This window comes from Clostridium sp. MT-14 (genome assembly GCF_042436595.1).
In the GTDB taxonomy this organism is placed as follows: domain Bacteria; phylum Bacillota; class Clostridia; order Clostridiales; family Clostridiaceae; genus Clostridium_B; species Clostridium_B aromativorans.
On the sequence record NZ_JBHMIY010000001.1, the window covers coordinates 380,831 to 397,635 of the forward strand.

Annotated in this window: 13 protein-coding genes, 1 pseudogene and 1 riboswitch; of the genes and pseudogenes, 3 read left to right on the forward strand and 11 right to left on the reverse strand. The window is 35.3% G+C overall.

Going from position 1 to position 16,805, the window contains the following annotated elements:
- Window positions 1-214 precede the first annotated feature (214 nt).
- Window positions 215-742: a CDP-diacylglycerol--serine O-phosphatidyltransferase gene (gene pssA / locus ACFHWD_RS01825; protein WP_179978054.1), complete on the forward strand. Its 528-nt coding sequence runs from the start codon at window positions 215-217 to the stop codon at window positions 740-742.
- A gap of 90 nt (window positions 743-832) precedes the next feature.
- Here the strand turns inward: pssA and ACFHWD_RS01830 are convergent, their stop codons facing one another.
- From ACFHWD_RS01830 to ppx, 3 genes are all read right to left on the reverse strand, one after another.
- Window positions 833-1,198 (reverse strand): hypothetical protein, encoded by a 366-nt coding sequence (locus ACFHWD_RS01830; protein ID WP_150358074.1) that lies wholly within the window; start codon window positions 1,196-1,198, stop codon window positions 833-835.
- Between the two features lie 69 nt (window positions 1,199-1,267).
- Window positions 1,268-1,858: an HD domain-containing protein gene (locus ACFHWD_RS01835; RefSeq protein ID WP_179978056.1), complete on the reverse strand. Its 591-nt coding sequence runs from the start codon at window positions 1,856-1,858 to the stop codon at window positions 1,268-1,270.
- Window positions 1,859-1,923: 65 nt separating this feature from the next.
- Window positions 1,924-3,426 (reverse strand): exopolyphosphatase, encoded by a 1,503-nt coding sequence (gene ppx, locus ACFHWD_RS01840; protein WP_378059970.1) that lies wholly within the window; start codon window positions 3,424-3,426, stop codon window positions 1,924-1,926.
- A gap of 222 nt (window positions 3,427-3,648) precedes the next feature.
- Between ppx and ACFHWD_RS01845 the strand changes: the two genes are divergently transcribed.
- Both ACFHWD_RS01845 and ACFHWD_RS01850 read left to right on the forward strand, forming a co-directional pair.
- Window positions 3,649-5,190 (forward strand): exopolyphosphatase, encoded by a 1,542-nt coding sequence (locus tag ACFHWD_RS01845; RefSeq protein ID WP_378059972.1) that lies wholly within the window; start codon window positions 3,649-3,651, stop codon window positions 5,188-5,190.
- Window positions 5,183-7,330 (forward strand): annotated as a pseudogene (locus tag ACFHWD_RS01850) (RNA degradosome polyphosphate kinase); the annotation flags it as partial. The gene ACFHWD_RS01845 and the pseudogene ACFHWD_RS01850, both read left to right, overlap by 8 nt.
- Before the next feature lie 101 nt (window positions 7,331-7,431).
- On the opposite strand, the gene ACFHWD_RS01855 reads toward ACFHWD_RS01850, so the two are convergent.
- The 8 genes from ACFHWD_RS01855 to ACFHWD_RS01890 form a co-directional block, all read right to left on the reverse strand.
- A complete protein-coding gene (locus ACFHWD_RS01855) occupies window positions 7,432-8,658 on the reverse strand; it encodes a terpene cyclase/mutase family protein (RefSeq protein WP_179978060.1) in 1,227 nt (408 codons plus the stop codon).
- 48 nt (window positions 8,659-8,706) lie between these two features.
- Window positions 8,707-9,405, reverse strand: a complete 699-nt coding sequence (locus ACFHWD_RS01860; protein ID WP_179978061.1) for a DUF4430 domain-containing protein — start codon at window positions 9,403-9,405, stop codon at window positions 8,707-8,709.
- Entirely contained in the window at window positions 9,395-10,111 is a 717-nt protein-coding gene (locus ACFHWD_RS01865; protein ID WP_150358067.1) for an ECF transporter S component, read from the reverse strand. The genes ACFHWD_RS01860 and ACFHWD_RS01865 overlap by 11 nt, the downstream gene beginning before the upstream one ends.
- Window positions 10,108-11,742: an ABC transporter ATP-binding protein gene (locus ACFHWD_RS01870; protein WP_378059975.1), complete on the reverse strand. Its 1,635-nt coding sequence runs from the start codon at window positions 11,740-11,742 to the stop codon at window positions 10,108-10,110. The genes ACFHWD_RS01865 and ACFHWD_RS01870 overlap by 4 nt, the downstream gene beginning before the upstream one ends.
- Window positions 11,723-12,631 (reverse strand): energy-coupling factor transporter transmembrane component T, encoded by a 909-nt coding sequence (locus tag ACFHWD_RS01875; protein WP_378059978.1) that lies wholly within the window; start codon window positions 12,629-12,631, stop codon window positions 11,723-11,725. The genes ACFHWD_RS01870 and ACFHWD_RS01875 overlap by 20 nt, the downstream gene beginning before the upstream one ends.
- Before the next feature lie 77 nt (window positions 12,632-12,708).
- Entirely contained in the window at window positions 12,709-14,079 is a 1,371-nt protein-coding gene (locus tag ACFHWD_RS01880; RefSeq protein ID WP_378059980.1) for an Ig-like domain-containing protein, read from the reverse strand.
- 2 nt (window positions 14,080-14,081) lie between these two features.
- Window positions 14,082-15,650 carry a cell wall-binding repeat-containing protein gene (locus ACFHWD_RS01885; protein ID WP_378059982.1) on the reverse strand — a complete coding sequence of 523 codons (1,569 nt, stop codon included), beginning with the start codon at window positions 15,648-15,650 and terminating at the stop codon, window positions 14,082-14,084.
- Between the two features lie 151 nt (window positions 15,651-15,801).
- Window positions 15,802-15,983: riboswitch (cobalamin riboswitch) on the reverse strand.
- 111 nt (window positions 15,984-16,094) lie between these two features.
- A partial coding sequence (locus ACFHWD_RS01890; protein WP_378059984.1) for an acetyl-CoA hydrolase/transferase family protein occupies window positions 16,095-16,805 on the reverse strand: 711 nt, incomplete at its 5' end.

Consider the following 16,805-nt stretch of genomic DNA (forward strand, 5'->3'; position numbering starts at 1 on the left):
TTTCCAACTATCCTTTTTACATGACTTTAAAGTTAAATTGATAAAATATAAAGCATATTTTCAATAAAAATTTATGAACTTCCAACTAAAAAGAATTTAATCTACTTATTAACTATTTTTATAAAATGAGTTATAATTATTTTATGTAATTATATACTTTTTACTCGTTTTAAGCAATAAAATATTTTATTATTTTTTTAAGGAGTGATCCACAGTGGCTAAAATAAAACTAGCTAAAAGTACCGTCCCAAATGCATTTACTCTTACTAACCTCAGCTGCGGTATAATATCCCTAATAATGTCCTTTGAAGAAAATTATATATGGGCCGGCTTGTTTATATTGCTGGCATGTTTGGCTGATAGATACGACGGAAGAGTTGCTCGATTTTTAAAGGTATCCAGTGATTTAGGCAAAGAACTGGATTCACTGGCAGATTTAGTTTCTTTCGGAGTGGCTCCTTCAGTTCTCGCATTTAATCTCTATAATTTTTCTAACTTAGGCCTATTGGGCTATCTGCTGGTACTGCTGCTGCCAATATGCGGGGCATACAGGCTGGCAAGATTTAATATTACTGAATTTGATGGACAATTCTTCGGTATTCCCATAACTTTTGCAGGTATGTTCATGTCACTTTATTGTTTGATTACATTGAGACATCCTCTTCCTTCAGAAGTTACAATTCTACTTATTATAATACTTTCATATCTTATGGTATGTAAGTACAGATTTAAAAAATTTTAATCCTATATCTTAATAAAATTTTTTATAGGTACCAGTTAAACTTGTTGTTTAATGTAATAAAAGAAGAATAGGTACAGATCGGCTTTTTGCTTATTCTTCTTTTTTATTATCATCATATATCGTATCTAAGTTGTTCAAAAACAACTCCTCATCTATTTCTGTCTCCATATATTGTGCTTTCATTTTTCCCCTGATGATTTCAGTTCTCATTTTGCAATACTGTGCATATTCTACGGTAGATTTATCTATGGCACTTATGAGCTTATCGAGTATATCACCCAATTCATCTACCCTATGAAGAGCATCTTTTACCTCTTTCTTATGGGCAGATGCTATGGAATTTAATTCCCCTGCTCCTCCTATAAGTAATCTATAACAATTGGTTAGTTTAGACAATAAATCTGTCAGGTTATTTATATCACAATAATATTCTTCAATTATCTTTCTATGAGACATATCTATCACCCTGACTAAAATTTATAATATACTATAATATTTATATTAAAGTTATAATAAATTATAACTTCATACCTTCTTTAGCCTAACCTTTATAGAAAACATCTCCTCAAACAAAACTGATTTATTATTTAATTTCAAAAATATTTTTCCTATATTATCACTTTTTACATGGATGTATAGATAATTATCTTCTAAATTTATTTCCTCAAGAGCAGTATTCAGCCTATGCGTATGATCTAGGGCATCAGACACTCTTAGAATTGCTATTAATTTTAACAGTTCTTTTTTTTTCATTATATCATACAGTTGAATGTCACAATCCACATTTTTTCCGTGGCTACCTGCAATTATAGAAAGGCAATGCTTTAATTCCCATGGAACGGCCTGAAAATTTTCTTCCTGCAGTATTATATATTTAGTATGACGTTGATGGTTTGACTTGTTTATAAAACAGCCTACATCATGTAAAATTGCACTGCAGCTTAGAAGATTTCTGTAGTAGGATCCTATCAAATAGGACTTTTTATTTAGTTCATCATATATCTGGCCGGCAAAATTCTCTACTTTAATTTCATGATCTAATATATTTCTGACATTGTATTTTTCAGCGGTCTTAAATACATCATTAATTTTTACATAATCATATATATCGAGCATACAAAATCCTTTCATAATTATTTATACACTACAAATAATATGAAAGGATTTCTTTTTATATGAACTCATTTTACCACAAGCACTTTATTAAACACTTTATAAAAATAATCCCTGCAGTCATCAATCATGCCCATCTCAAGCAAAGATTCTTTTTTTGAAACTATATTTAAAATAACTTTTTCCTTTTCAATCTCAATGTCTATATCCACAACGTTGCCATCATATGCTCTATCAAGAGACCTTGAAATATAAAACACCAAAGACAGTTTTTTAATCATTTCAATATCACTGCAATTTAGGATCTTGCCAAAATAATCAGTTTTTTTAATTTTGCCTTCTTCAAAATTGGACACTACAAAGGCTGTCATTATCTGTTCTCTATGGGTAAGTCCATATATCTTCAGGTTTCTCACAATGTAAAAGGAATAATTTTCCTGGCTCCCAAAGCCCAGTGAAATACCACATTCACTGAGCATAACTGCAGACTTTAATATTCTATAATCCTCATCCTTCATGGATAACATATCTGAAAAAACTGCACATAATTTCTTGGCAAAGCCCCACACCAACTTTAGATGATCTTTATCCAGATTATAATTATTCATTATGTTATTCAATGAAAAATCAAGTATATTTTCAACAAGAGGAGGATAACCTTCTATTAATTTTCCATAAAGCAGTCCCTGCCTCAGCCCGCTTTCACTGATACAGAGTTTTTTAGTATTGCAGTACTTTATCACTGTAGCTATACAGCAAATGGCGCCTACAAATATGTCCGCTCTGTCTCTGGATATTCCCCTCACTTTTTTATACTGAGAAATACCCATGTTCTTTAAAAAATTGTATATATCTATAACATCTCTAGAAGAAATTATATAATTATGAGGGTTATTAAAAGGATAATTGATTTTATTTCTATGTATTTTGCCAATAGTCCTGTGACTTCCCCCGATACCTATAAGGGACATACCAGATGCTTCTTTCAGCCAGCCTATTTTATCAAAATTTGACACCAGAAAAGCCTCTAGTTCTTTTATTCTTTTTTGGTTGTTTCCCTTAATGGAAAGAAATTTATCTGTGAGTGTAATTGCTCCCATTGGAATACTTATACACTCTTTTAGCCTTCTATTTTTAACCAGTATGAATTCAGTGCTGCTTCCACCTATATCCATTAAAAGTGCAGATTTAACATCAATGCTGTTAACTACTGCCAGATAATCAAAATATGCTTCTTCATCTCCCGAAAGTACTCTTATATCTATTCCTATTTCTTTTTTTGCCCTATCTATGAACTCTCTCTGATTGGAAGCCTTCCGCACTGCTTCTGTGGCAACCGCCACAATCTCAGTTACATCATTTGAATCACATAGTCTTTTAAAATGAGATAATGCAATAATGGCCAATCTGATTTTTTCTTCACTTATGGCTCCATCAGCTGTCATATTCCTTCCGAGTCTTACTATGGACTTCAATTCATCTACAAACTGATAATTTCTTCCATTCATAATTTTTACAATCAAGACTCTCATGGAGTTAGAACCAATATCTATTATTGCCAATTTTTTCATAGCGTATCTCCTTATATGAAATTATAACTATTTACAATATACCTATTATATTATATAAATTCAGCAAATATTTCAACAAATATCTGGAAGTATATTTAAGGGTATGTTATTTAAATGTTAAAATCCTGTTAAGTTTAAAGTATTCACCACCCTCAATAAAGTATAATTTAATTGTTCATAATATAATTATTGCACTTAAAATTTATATTGGAGTTGATGCACATGAAAAGCATTAAATTGTCACAGACAGTAGCAGCCATAGATGCTGGTTCCAACTACTTGAGAATGAGTATTGCCGACATAGATCATGACGGTCACATCAATGTACTGGAAGATTTAATCAAACCTACCAATATAGGAAGAGATACTTTTTCAAGCGGCAGAATATCTGTTGATACTATTCACAATACCTGTAATGACATAAAGGGATTCACACAGGTAATGAAAGATTACAAAATAAAAAATTATAAGGCTGTATGCACCAGTGGAATACGTGAAGCTGAAAACAAGCAGTATATCCTGGAACAGATAAAACTCAGAACAGGAATAGAAATAGAGGACATAAATGTATCACAAGAACGTTTTTATATAATGAAAGCTCTAAAATACAATATATCTGAATTTAATTTTTTTGATAAAAAGACCACATTGGTTATAAATATAACAACAGGTTCAGTGGAAGCTTCCATTTTTGAAGATAATAAATTAAAATTTACAGAGCATATCCAAATAGGGTCTCTCAGGTTGAAAGAAACCTTTACGGGTTTGGAAAATAAGATTATGAATTTCTCCAATTTAATGAAGGAATACGTTGAAAGTAAATTATACTGGATAAAATCCAATACAAAGCATTTAAAAATAGAAAACCTCATCATAATAGGAGGCGAAGTACATACAATTGTCAATTTAATCAACAGCAGGGGCAATAATTCCAAAATGAATAATATAATACTTGGAAAAGATTTTAAATCACTGTACAATGAAATTAAAAATATGACTGAGGATCAAATCACTTTTAAATATAAAATCAGTGCCATTAAAATGAACCTTTTGCTCCCCACGCTGATTTTATTCAACTGCTTTTACAAGATGGCAAATACGGAAAGTATATACAACCCCAACATAACTTTAAGGCTTGGGGTCTTACAGGATCTTTCTGATAAGATTTTCAACCTTCCCCGTAAATCAAAGCTTATAGATGATATTTTAAGTTCTATAGATCATATTGCCGACAAATATAAGATTGACAAAATCCATTCCAATTACGTAGAAAAAATTGCACTGTCAATATTTGATCAAACTTTAAAAATTCACAAGATGGTGGAATCTGAAAGATTGTATCTGCAGGTATCCAGCAGGATTCACGATGTAGGACAATTTATAGATGCGGTAGATCCTGAAATTCAAGCTTATAACATAATAATAAATCAGGATATAATGGGATTTTCATATAGAGAACTAAACATAATAGCCAGCATAGCCAAATACCATTGGGATATAATACCTAAAGAATCAGATTATAATTATTCCATTCTGGATTCCAGAGATAAGATGGTCACATCTATGTTGTCTGCCATTTTAAAATTATCAGAGGCACTTGATACATCCCATCTTCAAAAAATAACAGATATAAAACTTACGAAAAACGGCGACATGCTATTTTTCAATACTACATCTGAAAAAGACATAAGCCTTGAAGAATGGGCTTTTAACAGTAAGGCAAACTTTTTTCAGGAAGTTTTCGGTATAAAACCAACAATTTAAGGAGGCTCAATTTATGGGTAAATTCAACAAAAGTAAAAATTTTATAAACAGAGAGCTAAGCTGGATAGAATTCAATAAGAGAGTACTGGAAGAGTGCAGAGATACAAATCATCCTCTATTTGAACGTCTGAGATTTCTTTCTATAACCTGTTCCAACCTGGATGAATTTTTCATGGTAAGAGTTGGCTCTCTCATGGATCAGATAAAGGCAGGCTTCAACAAACCGGATCCTTCAGGATTGACTCCAAAAGAACAGCTGGCAGATATATATTCAAGTGTGACAAAATTGGTGGCAAAGCAGTGCAGTTATTATAATCGTTCTTTAAAAATAGCTCTTGGAAAGGAAAACATAAAATTTCTAAAACCTCAGGATTTAGATGAAAATCAGAGCAAATTTATAAAAAACTACTATCGCAAGAATGTTTTTCCCGTTCTGACTCCAGTACTTTTAGACAGCAGCAGTGCTTTTCCACTGCTTTTAAACAAGAGTTTAAACATAGGTCTCATCATCGAGAAAAAAGGAGTCAAATCTTTCGCTACGGTTCAGGTACCCTCGGTACTTCCAAGGATAGTGGTGATACCAAGTGAATCAAATTTTAACATAATACTTCTGGAAGATATTATAAAATCAAACTTAAAAACTCTTTTTGGTACCGAAAATATATTATCCTGCGGATGTTACAGAATAACGAGAAACGCAGATATGGCTGTGGATGAAGAGGGTGCAGAAGATCTTCTTGAAGCCATAGAGGAATCTTTAAAGCAGCGTAAGTGGGGTGCTGCAGTAAGACTGGAACTTGAAAGGGGAATAGACAAGGATATAGTGAGAACCCTTGAGAAAGAACTGGAAATCTCAAAGACTCAGGAATATATCTCAAATGTTCCACTGGACTTGACCTTTTTAAATAAGCTCATATCCGTAAAAAAGTACAAATATCTGTGCTATGAGCCTATAAAGCCATTAAATCCACTTAAAGGGATGGAAGATGAGGACATTTTTTCCATAATATCAAAGAAAGATATACTCTTATACCACCCCTATGAGTCCTTTGAACCTGTTATAGAATTTGTAAAGCAGGCTGCAGAAGATTCTTCAGTACTTGCCATAAAGCAGGTGCTCTACAGGGTCAGCGGAAACTCTCCCATTGTAAGATCTCTTATAAAAGCAGCCGAAAATGGAAAACAGGTTACAGTGCTCGTGGAATTAAAGGCAAGATTTGATGAAGAAAACAACATAATATGGGCAAAGCAGCTGGAAAAGGCAGGATGCCATGTAATCTACGGATTAGTGGGACTTAAAACGCACTGCAAGCTTCTCTTAGTAGTCAGGAGAGAAAATGACGGAATAAAAAGGTATGTTCACATGGGCACTGGCAATTACAACGATGTAACTGCAAAAATATATACGGATTTGGGTCTTTTCACATCAAATCCCTATTTTGGTGAAGATGCATCCGTAATATTCAACATGCTTTCAGGTCATTCCATTCCAAAAGAACTTAAAAAGACCTGTATAGCTCCACTTAATTTGAGAGAAAGGTTTCTATATCTCATAGAACGGGAGAAAAACAACGCTCTAGATAGCAAACCTGCTAAAATAATTGCCAAGATGAATTCACTGGTGGATAAACATGTAATTGAAGCTCTGTACGACGCATCCTGTGCAGGAGTAAAAATCCAGTTAATCGTCAGGGGTATATGTTGTTTAAGGCCAAAAATAAAGGGTGTCAGTGAAAATATAAGTGTAATAAGTATCGTGGGAAGGTTCCTCGAGCACAGCAGAATATATTATTTTTACAATAATGGTGAGGAAGCACTGTATTTATCCAGTGCAGACTGGATGAACAGAAATCTGGACAGAAGAGTGGAACTTTTATTTCCCATAGAAGATACAGATGTAAAGAATAAATTGAAGGGAATACTCAATACACAGTTAAACGACACAATCAAAGCTAGAATGCTGACCAGCGACGGTTCTTATTCTCATATAGACAAACGCGGCGGGAAACGGGCCCTGGACAGCCAGAAATTATTTTACGAGACAACCCTGGATCCGGACAAGAACTCTTTAAGTAAAACGGAGCTCTCCAAAAAGAAATGGAGGGAAGAAGGTTTTCAGGTACGTCAACCTCAAGTATAAAAATAAAGTTTAGAGTTCAAATATCAAATATAGTAGATTTTCGGTTTTACCCGAAAATCTTTATCATTTGATATTTTATATTTGAACTTTCATAAGAGGAGCTAATTTCTAAATATGCTGCCGGTCTGTTCTTTAAACATTTTATAAGCTTCCAGTGCCTCCGCAGCCTGTTCAGTAGAAAGAGGATCATACACATTCTGCTTATTATAGCTGAATCCTCCATCTTTTAATTTATAACTTAAAAGTTCATCTATCAGGTTTTTGTTGTTTTTCGTAAATTCACTGCCTGTAGGATCTATTCCATTACTGCAGAGAGCTATGATAACCTGAGATAAACTCTGGCTGTTCTCTACACCCATAGAGGAATATCCTGCATCACTGCCCTGCATGGAGGAAAGTTTTGCAATTCCGGCATCTACGACCTGCTTCACATCTTCTCTATCTCTATACGGTGCCAGAGCTGTGAGTGCCATAGATGTCATATCTGTATCCGCTTTATTACTCGTAATACTCCATCCATTATCCTCTGTCCTGGCAGATACTATTTTATCTATGAATTTATCTCTACTAACAAGGGCATCATTTGGCACGTCAAAATTTCCAGAATCCAAAGCTATAAGACCAAATATATAGGCATTTATACCCTGGTTATCCATGCCGGCATTATTGTATATTTTTTCTACCAGATTATATCCTCCAAAACTTGTAGAATCCTTGCCCAGTAATGATAGGACAATTACCATTCTCTCATAATCCGTAGGGGCAAAAGAATCGGCTTGTGATGAAGTCAGGCTGTTTTCAAAAGAAGTCCAATAACTTGGGGGAACTTCCTCTCCACATCTATATACCACCAATGCTTGCCAATCATCTTGGATCCCATCTTTTAAAATTTTATTCACAGTTGCATCAAGTGTACTTTCCACCTGAGACTTATAATTATAATCTTGAGATACAGAGCTCAATTCGAAAGTGTATTTAAGACTACTTTTTAAATACCTGCTTTCTGAAGAATGAACTCCATTTCCTACATTTAAAGAATAAACTTCCCCCTGCTTATATCCGCCTTCCGGAGCATCTACCTTTACTTTGCTGCTGTCAAGTAATTTTATACTGACATTTACTAAATTTCCTTTACTGTCCGTTACAGTTATGGCATTTTTGGTCTGATCATCAAAACCCACAGGTTGACTAAATTTTATAGTCCATGATCTATTAGGATCAGTTATAGTTTTATCTACAGAAGCCGCTTTCACAAGCAGCGGTTGAACCAATAGTATTGAAGTCACAGCCGTGCTTAAAACGGCATACTTTATCTTTGATCTTAACATTTTACATTTCCCCCCATATACAATTATTTAACAAATATAATCTAATCGTTACATACCATTTTTAACATACTTCCAAATCACAGAATCCCCACTCTTCAACACATATTGTCCACTTCCTATATTGGCCTTTACAAATTGGGACTGTCCTTTTTTCTTCACATAATAACACCATCCGGACATGGGTCCTTCTGCCCTCTCTTTCAGCCCATTTATATCTGAGAAATAAATTGTAGAACCAGTTCCCTTTGTTGTGTAACTTATCTTGACTCCATCAAGAACCTTTTGAGTTACATATCCTACGGTTTGTCCATCTATACCATTCAAATTTTTTTGTAAAACAACTCTATTTCCATGAGCTTCATCAATAATCTCAATAGAAGACTGCTCTACCGACTTTTGAGAACTAGCACCGGGTGCACTGGAATTTTGTGAAGAACCACCTTGAGTTGAAGAAGTCTGTCCAGTTTTGCTGTTTACCTTTGAAGCTCCATCTAAACTGCTGGAAGCAGAATTTTTAGACGATTTGCTGGAGACAGCAGGATTTCCCTTTTCATCTTTAGCACCACTTTGGCTTTTCCCAGCTTGAGCTGTACTATTTGACTTATTTTGGGCTTTCTCTGCACTTGCCTGTTTATTTGAAATAGTGCTGGTATATACGTTCTGAGCCTTGATCGCAAGCGCAAATATAACAGCGCATACCACAACAGCAGATACAATTATTATATACTTTTTCTTTTTATTCTTCATTAATTTCATCTCCCTTTTTAGTATTCATGTAACTTATAATCAATCTCCTATTATAGCGCTGAAGCACCGGTAAAAACCTCTTGTAAAATATAACTGAAAACACAAAAGAGCTGATTCCATGGAGAATATCAAAAGTCAATCCCGAAGCATAAGCAGCTAAAATTGAGCCTAAGTTTATAGGTTTTACGAAAGCCAATATATACTGAATGTTCATAATCCAGTCAAACATAAAGCCAAACAAAAAACACAGAATTGAGAATTTAAAAGTTGAAATTTTTCTGCCGCTCTTCCCCAATATCCCTGAAATGATTCCCACAAGCCCCCAGGAAAACATCTGCCAGGGAGTCCAGGGTCCCTGACCAAAAAATATATTGGATAAAAATGCAGTAGTGCTTCCAATTAAAAATCCCTCATAAGATCCAAATACAAAGCCAGAAATTGCCACTAAAAAAGTAACCGGTTGTATATTTGGAGCAGCAGCAAATACTATTCTGGAAACAGCTGCAAATGCACTTAAAGTAGCTATTATAGCAATTTCCTTAGTACCTGAGTGACTTTTTTCAAAATAGAAATAACTCATAAAAAGTATTGCAAAAACACTCACAGTGCATATAAGTGAAACTCCTGTTTGAAAATTACTTCTAACCGTAAGTGCCATTAGCACTATGATTATAAGAGAAGTAACTACAATAATAAATTTTTTCATATTGAACACCTTTCAATGGCTTCTTCCAGGGTAAATATACTATCATCCTTATCCCTCAACAATTTGTTCATGGAAGTTGTATAAAATATTCCATCTCCCAATACCTGCCTCTTATTTCCGTCTGCCACAATTCTCCCATTGAACATAATCATGTATCTTCTGCAAAAATTACTGGCAAAATCTGTATCATGAGTCACCAAAATAATGGAAGTACCCTTTCTATTGAGATTTTGAAGTAATTTCCCCAATTTGTTTTTAAGTCCACTCTCAAGGCCTCTCGTTGGCTCATCCAGTAGAATCATATCAGGCTGTAATACAAGTATGGAGGCTATGGCTACCCTCTGACGCTGACCGCCGCTTAAATCCCTTGGGTTTTTATCCTTCAGATCATATATTTCAAGTTCTTTTAAAACGCTATTCACTATTTTCTCATCATATATCCCATAATTGTCCATGGTAAATTTAACTTCTTCGTAAACACTGTCCTTTGACAAATAATCATTGGGATTTTGAGATATATATCCTATATGTCTGGCTATCTGCCTTATATCCATTTTCGAAGTATCTTCTCCATAGAGCCTTATGATGCCTTCATGCTCCACAAGTCCCAGAATAGTTTTTAAGAGAGTGCTTTTTCCGGCACCGTTGGCTCCCAATATTGCAATAAATTCACCATTTTCCACAGTAAAATTTATATCTCTCAAAACTTGTTTAGAGCCATATTTACAATTTAATTTGTTTACAGAAATCACTTCTTTGTCATTATTCTGGAATTCAGCAGCAGCAACTTCATTTCCTGATTTTACATTCAATGAGCTGTTTAGAATTTCCACCCGGGCGTCTTTAAAATTTTGCGGCATTTTATTAAAATTCATTTTTTTAAAGAACTTGAGATAATCGGGCATAAACATAAATTGTCTTTTATTACAATTATAATAAAAATCTCTCTTATCTTCAAATAACTCCAAAGTCCCATCATTCATGACAGCTATGGAATCCACAGTATCAAACCACCTGTTCACTCTCTGCTCTATGACTATTATGGTTATTCCGAGTTCTTCATTTATTTTTTTAGTTATATTCAGCATTTCTTCTGCAGAAGAGGGATCCAGCTGTGAAGTTGGTTCATCCAGTATTATACAATCCGGCATATATACAAGGGCAGAGGCCACTGCCACTTTCTGTTTTTCCCCTCCTGACAGGGAAGCAATATCTCTATCAGCAAGATGAAGTATTCCCGAAAATTGAAGTGCCTCATAAACTCTCCTCTTGATCACATCTTCATCCACTCCTATATTCTCCAGTCCAAATGCTACTTCCCTGTGGACTCTATTCATCATAAGCTGTTTTTCAGGATCTTGAAATACCATGGTTACCTTTTCTGCTCTTTCCCTATGGCTCATATCTTTTAAATATTTTCCACCTATTTTTATTTCCCCGCCTATGGTACCGCCATAAAAATTAGGTACTGTACCAACTATTGCCCTGGCAAGAGTCGATTTTCCAGATCCCGATCTTCCTGCTATTAACAGAAAATCATTTTTTTCTAACTGTAAATTTATATTTTTTAAAGACCTCTCTTTTTCCATAGGATAAGTAAAATTCAAATCCTTAATCTCTATATATGCCATACTTTTTCTCCTCGCCGTTCAATATTACAGTTAATGAAATAGCTACTATAAAGGCAAAAATTACAGCTATTCCAATGTTGATGAAATTCACAATGGTTACACCATCATATATGTTAAATTGCACCCATCCTTTAAACTGTGCTGTTCCATAAAATATAATAAGGGCAGTACTCAAAGCTATTATCTCCCAGTCCCCTGCTTTAAATTTCTGCCTTTCATAGACACTTCTGCTTCCGCTTAAAAATCCTCTGACATAGGCTGCCTCACCTATGTTAAAAGAGCCTTCCATGGAATCCTCAAGAAGTATGGACATCACAGGAATATAACTTGCAGCTTTTTCTCTGGCTTTTTTCTTGTCAAACATCACACCTCTTACCTCATATATTTCCTTTAAATTTCTAAATCTATCCTTCATACTGGGTATGAGCTTGAAACTTATCATGAGCATGAGAGTGGATTTGGGCATTATGGATGAAAAATAGGAAACTGCCCTGTCAGAATCAACCATAAGCTCGAGTATTATAAAAAGATAGATTACCGCAAGAAACTTAAAGGACATCACCAGGGCATATATAAACGCCTCCAGCGTAAATCTTTTATTAAACAGATAAAACAGTGTTGTTCTCCCGGAACTCACAAAGAGTACATTCAGCAAAATTATAAAAAAAGCAATTGGGAAAAAATAGTACAGTGCCGTTCTGAATTTGTGCTTTTCACTGCAAAACACCGCAATAAACAAAATAAAAACATATACGGATGACAGTATCACCGGGTTGTCGTTGGAAAATATTATTACCATCATGGACATAAAAACCAGAGAAGCCGTCAGCACGTGGTACTGTTTAAAATCAATGAAATACCTGGATTTTTCTTCATCTTTATAAGTCATGGATATTCACTTCCTTATCAGCTGTTTAAAGAATGGCTGTAAGTGTAACAGCCATTCTTTAAGTATTCCCTAAAATGCTATTTTATAGGTATTTCTATAGTATCTGAAAGCGGATTATCTTTGTCATCTAAAACAAAAGCTTTTAATGTATATTTTCCCGTGGATGGAATCTGCATGGATGCATCTATAGTAGAGGAATCACCGCTTTTTATAGACTGACTTACACTCACATGATTGATAAATTTGCCTTTATTATTATCATCATACAAGGCTACCATCAATGTAACCGGCTGATCTGTAGAAGAGGCATTACTAGCCTTTATTTCTATATTTGCATCATTTCCCAAAGTAAAACTGGTATTTTCAGTTAAATTTTCTATGTTAACTATTTCCTTGACTACAGTAATTTCACATGTATCTTTTACATCAGGATTGTCTTCAGCTTCAGCCGTTATGGTGGCATTTCCCTCTCCAGCTGCAGTAACCTTACCGTTAGAATCAACTGTAGCTACATTATTATCAGAACTGCTCCATGAAATTTTGTCATCACCAGGTAATGAAGATGCTGTAAGCTGTACACTTCCACCCTTTACTAATTTATCTTCACTTTCATTTAAGGTTATGCTGGTTGCAGGAACATAAAATCCCTTGTATACAGATCCTTTTTCTTCAGTTAAAAGTTTATAGGATACCAATGCTTCCAGTCCCTGGTTTGTAGCATATGCATTTATTGTTTCATTATCGTTGACACCAAATCCAGACTTATCACTCACTGCATAACTTAAAAGAGCATCCATAGGGTTTTTGTTATTTTTTATAAATCGACTGTCTGTAGCAGGATCTATGCCATTATCACAAAGACCAATTATGACCATTTCTGTGCTGTTGGAATTTTCCCCGCCATAACAAGATGTAAATCCACCGTCTTCATTTTGTACATCAGAAAGTTTCTGTACTGCACTGTCTACTGCAGATTTCACATCTTTATTCTTATTGTAATAAGGTGCAAGAGCTGAAAGTGCCACAGCTGTGGTATCCGGATCCATGACATATTCTACAGATCCTCCATTATATTGATTAATATTAGAATACCAGGCACCATTTTGCCTTCCGGGATCATTCAATATGGCATCAATTAATTTCTCCCTGGTCCAGACTGCATTTTCAGGTACATAAAAATTTGCCGCATCCAGAGCCAAAAGAGCATACAAATAAATATTCATTCCTCCATTTTTCATAGTCTGCTCATCATAATCATATATTTTCTCCACAAGATTTATATTGTCAAAATTTGTGGGATCTTTACCTGCTGCCAATAACCCAAGTACACCTTTTTCATATGTTCCAATAGTTGGAGTTTTTAAAGCCTCTTTAAGATTATCAATATAATTTGATACTGTATCCTTATCAGCCTTGTACAGTGCAAGATTTGCTATTGCTCTGTCCACAGCTACCCATCCACCTTTTCCGTAATCAAAAGATTGAGCCCCTGGTTTTCGTCTCCATTCAATGTCGTCAGCTGAGTATCCTGTTTAGGTGGATTATTGCTTCCGCCTCCAGAACCGCCACTGGAACCACTTCCAGTTCCACCTGGATTATCATAAGTCCAATCATGGTAATCAAATCTTATAACATCTCCAGATTTCGGCTCTATGGCTTGAACACCTACCTGGGCAAATTCATTATTTACATATATGAACCAACTGGTGCCATGAGATAAATCCTGGGCAGATTCATTGACATAATCTTGTCCATTTACTGACATAGAATTTATATAGCTACTTTTAATATCCACTTTATCTACAACAGTTTTTAAATAATCAAGGGCAACTTTATCTTCTTCTACATTCAACGTCTTTTCTTCAAGAATGGTTCCATTATTATCTTTAGTAATTTCCAAAGTGAAAGTTCCCGAATTTGCAGAAGTTCCGCCTCCTGTACCCGGCTTGGTTTCATCTCCTATACCGCCGCTGGTGGACTCTCCATTGAAATAGCGAACCAGATCGTCCAAAATCACAGCTGGAACTACCGCAGTGCCGCCTAATGCAGTAATAACGGTTTTATCTGACATGTTCTCTTTTAAAAAATCCGCTGTTTTCGAAGCAACAGTATTGTCAGTCAGGACAACAGGTGCGGATTCTGTAGCTGCAAGAGCTGAGCCGGAAAGCGCATCTGCAAACTCATCCCCATTGGGTCCATTTCCCCTTGCCACGTACACATTGCTAAAATTAAGATCGGATTTAAAATTCTGAAGCACGGCCAGATTTGTATCGAACCTGGTAGCACCCCCAAGTCTTACAGCATTTGTAAAAGAAGATTCCAGGTCGCTGGATATGACTCCAGTGCCGCCTACTATGTAAGTTTTTTCTATATTTCTGTTTTTCAAATAATTTTTCACTGCCTGTGGAAGGGCATCGCTTTGTGACAGCAATATGGGCATTCCCTTTTTAGCAGCTATTGAGGCTATTGAAAGGCTGTCGGCATAGCCGCTTCCAGATGCAACTACAATATTGCTGACATTTTCCAATTCTTCTGCTATTTTCACAGAGGTCTCATACCTATCTTGTCCACCTAATCTTTTCACAGTGCTGACACCAATATCTTTTAGCTGCGATTCCACATTATCAGATAAAGAACCTGTTCCACCAATCACAAATGCTCTATCCACTTCGAGCCTTTTAAGTTCTTTTATAGTTTCATCATCCAGCGAATCCTGTCTTGAAAGTATTATGGGAGCATTATATTTTTTCGCAAGAGGTGCTGCACAGAGTGCATCTGCATATCCATACCCCTGAGCTATAACAGCAGTAGCCGCACCATATTTCCATCCTTCCTGACTTATTTTTAGAGACGTTTCTATTCTGTCCTCTCCCCAAAGCCTGTTTTCATTTTCAGTCGCACTCATGTTTCCAGAATTGCTTGAATCCGCATATACATTTCCAGTGAATCCTGATAAAGCAATGCCAATTACGAACAAAAACATGGCAATTTTGCCGACAATTTTTTTCATATCTTCCATATCATAACCCCTTTCCTGAACAAAACATCAAATCAATTCCAATAATAAAGGGATCCCTAAGGATCCCACTATTTACATTCAATCATGGCTGCTTATATATATTTTGACACTAAAAAACAATTTAATAAAACGTACCATGTTTCCCTCCGAAAAATGAACAAAAATGTCAGGCAGGCTTCCTGGCTCAGATTCATCCTACTTCCTTGTCTTCCCGGTATATTACCAGTGACATAAACAAGGTTTCATCCTCCATACAGTAGCGGTGGGACTGCAGTATTTCCTATACTTTTCCTTTTAAATATTCAAAACATCACCTAACACCAAATATTAAATTTTACAGATCATCTATTACTCTTACCGTTAAGTATAAGATATAAATTTTATTCAGTCAATATATTCAGTTAAATAAAAAAGTCGTAAAAAAGAAATGGATTACACTTTATTTTAATAACTGCAATTAAACCTATTTTCAAATTCACTTATCAGTTCATCCCTGAACTTTGGATGTGCAATTCTTATAAGCTCCCTGGCTCTTTCCTTCAACGATTTGCCTCTAAGCTGTGCAATTCCGTATTCCGTCACTACATAGTGTACATCATTCCTTGAAGTAGTGNCCCTGGCTCTTTCCTTCAACGATTTGCCTCTAAACTGTGCAATTCCGTATTCCGTCACTACATAGTGTACATCATTCCTTGAAGTAGTGACTGCTGATCCTCTGCTCAAGAAAGGCACTATCTTCGATACCGTACCCTTTTTTGCAGTAGACGGTATGGCTATAATTGACTTGCCATCCTTGGCCTTGCTTGCTCCCCTCATGAAATCAACTTGTCCCCCTACTCCGCTTATCTGGTTCAATCCAACACTCTCAGCAGTTATCTGTCCCATCAGATCTATCTCAACACAGGAATTTATACATACCATTTTATAATTTTTCATAATAACCATGGGTTCATTCACATAATCCACAGAATCGGACTCAACCATGGGATTATCATTTACAAAATCATATAATTTTTTAGTTCCCATTAAAAAAGTCACAATTATCTTTCCTGGATGGAGGGTCTTTTTCTTGTTTGTTATTACTCCCGATTCAACCAGATCCACAATCCCATCAGATATCATCTCAGAATGTACTCCCAGATCCTTCTTGTCTTT

Excerpts from the sequence above, each read along its gene's own strand:
- ACFHWD_RS01830 (WP_150358074.1), bottom strand. The coding sequence starts at position 1,198 with ATGTCTCATAGAAAGATAATTGAAGAATATTATTGTGATATAAATAAC.
- ACFHWD_RS01835 (WP_179978056.1), bottom strand. The coding sequence starts at position 1,858 with ATGCTCGATATATATGATTATGTAAAAATTAATGATGTATTTAAGACC.
- ppx (WP_378059970.1), bottom strand. The coding sequence starts at position 3,426 with ATGAAAAAATTGGCAATAATAGATATTGGTTCTAACTCCATGAGAGTC.
- ACFHWD_RS01845 (WP_378059972.1), top strand. The coding sequence starts at position 3,649 with ATGAAAAGCATTAAATTGTCACAGACAGTAGCAGCCATAGATGCTGGT.
- ACFHWD_RS01855 (WP_179978060.1), bottom strand. The coding sequence starts at position 8,658 with ATGTTAAGATCAAAGATAAAGTATGCCGTTTTAAGCACGGCTGTGACT.
- ACFHWD_RS01860 (WP_179978061.1), bottom strand. The coding sequence starts at position 9,405 with ATGAAGAATAAAAAGAAAAAGTATATAATAATTGTATCTGCTGTTGTG.
- ACFHWD_RS01865 (WP_150358067.1), bottom strand. The coding sequence starts at position 10,111 with ATGAAAAAATTTATTATTGTAGTTACTTCTCTTATAATCATAGTGCTA.
- ACFHWD_RS01870 (WP_378059975.1), bottom strand. The coding sequence starts at position 11,742 with ATGGCATATATAGAGATTAAGGATTTGAATTTTACTTATCCTATGGAA.
- ACFHWD_RS01875 (WP_378059978.1), bottom strand. The coding sequence starts at position 12,631 with ATGACTTATAAAGATGAAGAAAAATCCAGGTATTTCATTGATTTTAAA.
- ACFHWD_RS01885 (WP_378059982.1), bottom strand. The coding sequence starts at position 15,650 with ATGGAAGATATGAAAAAAATTGTCGGCAAAATTGCCATGTTTTTGTTC.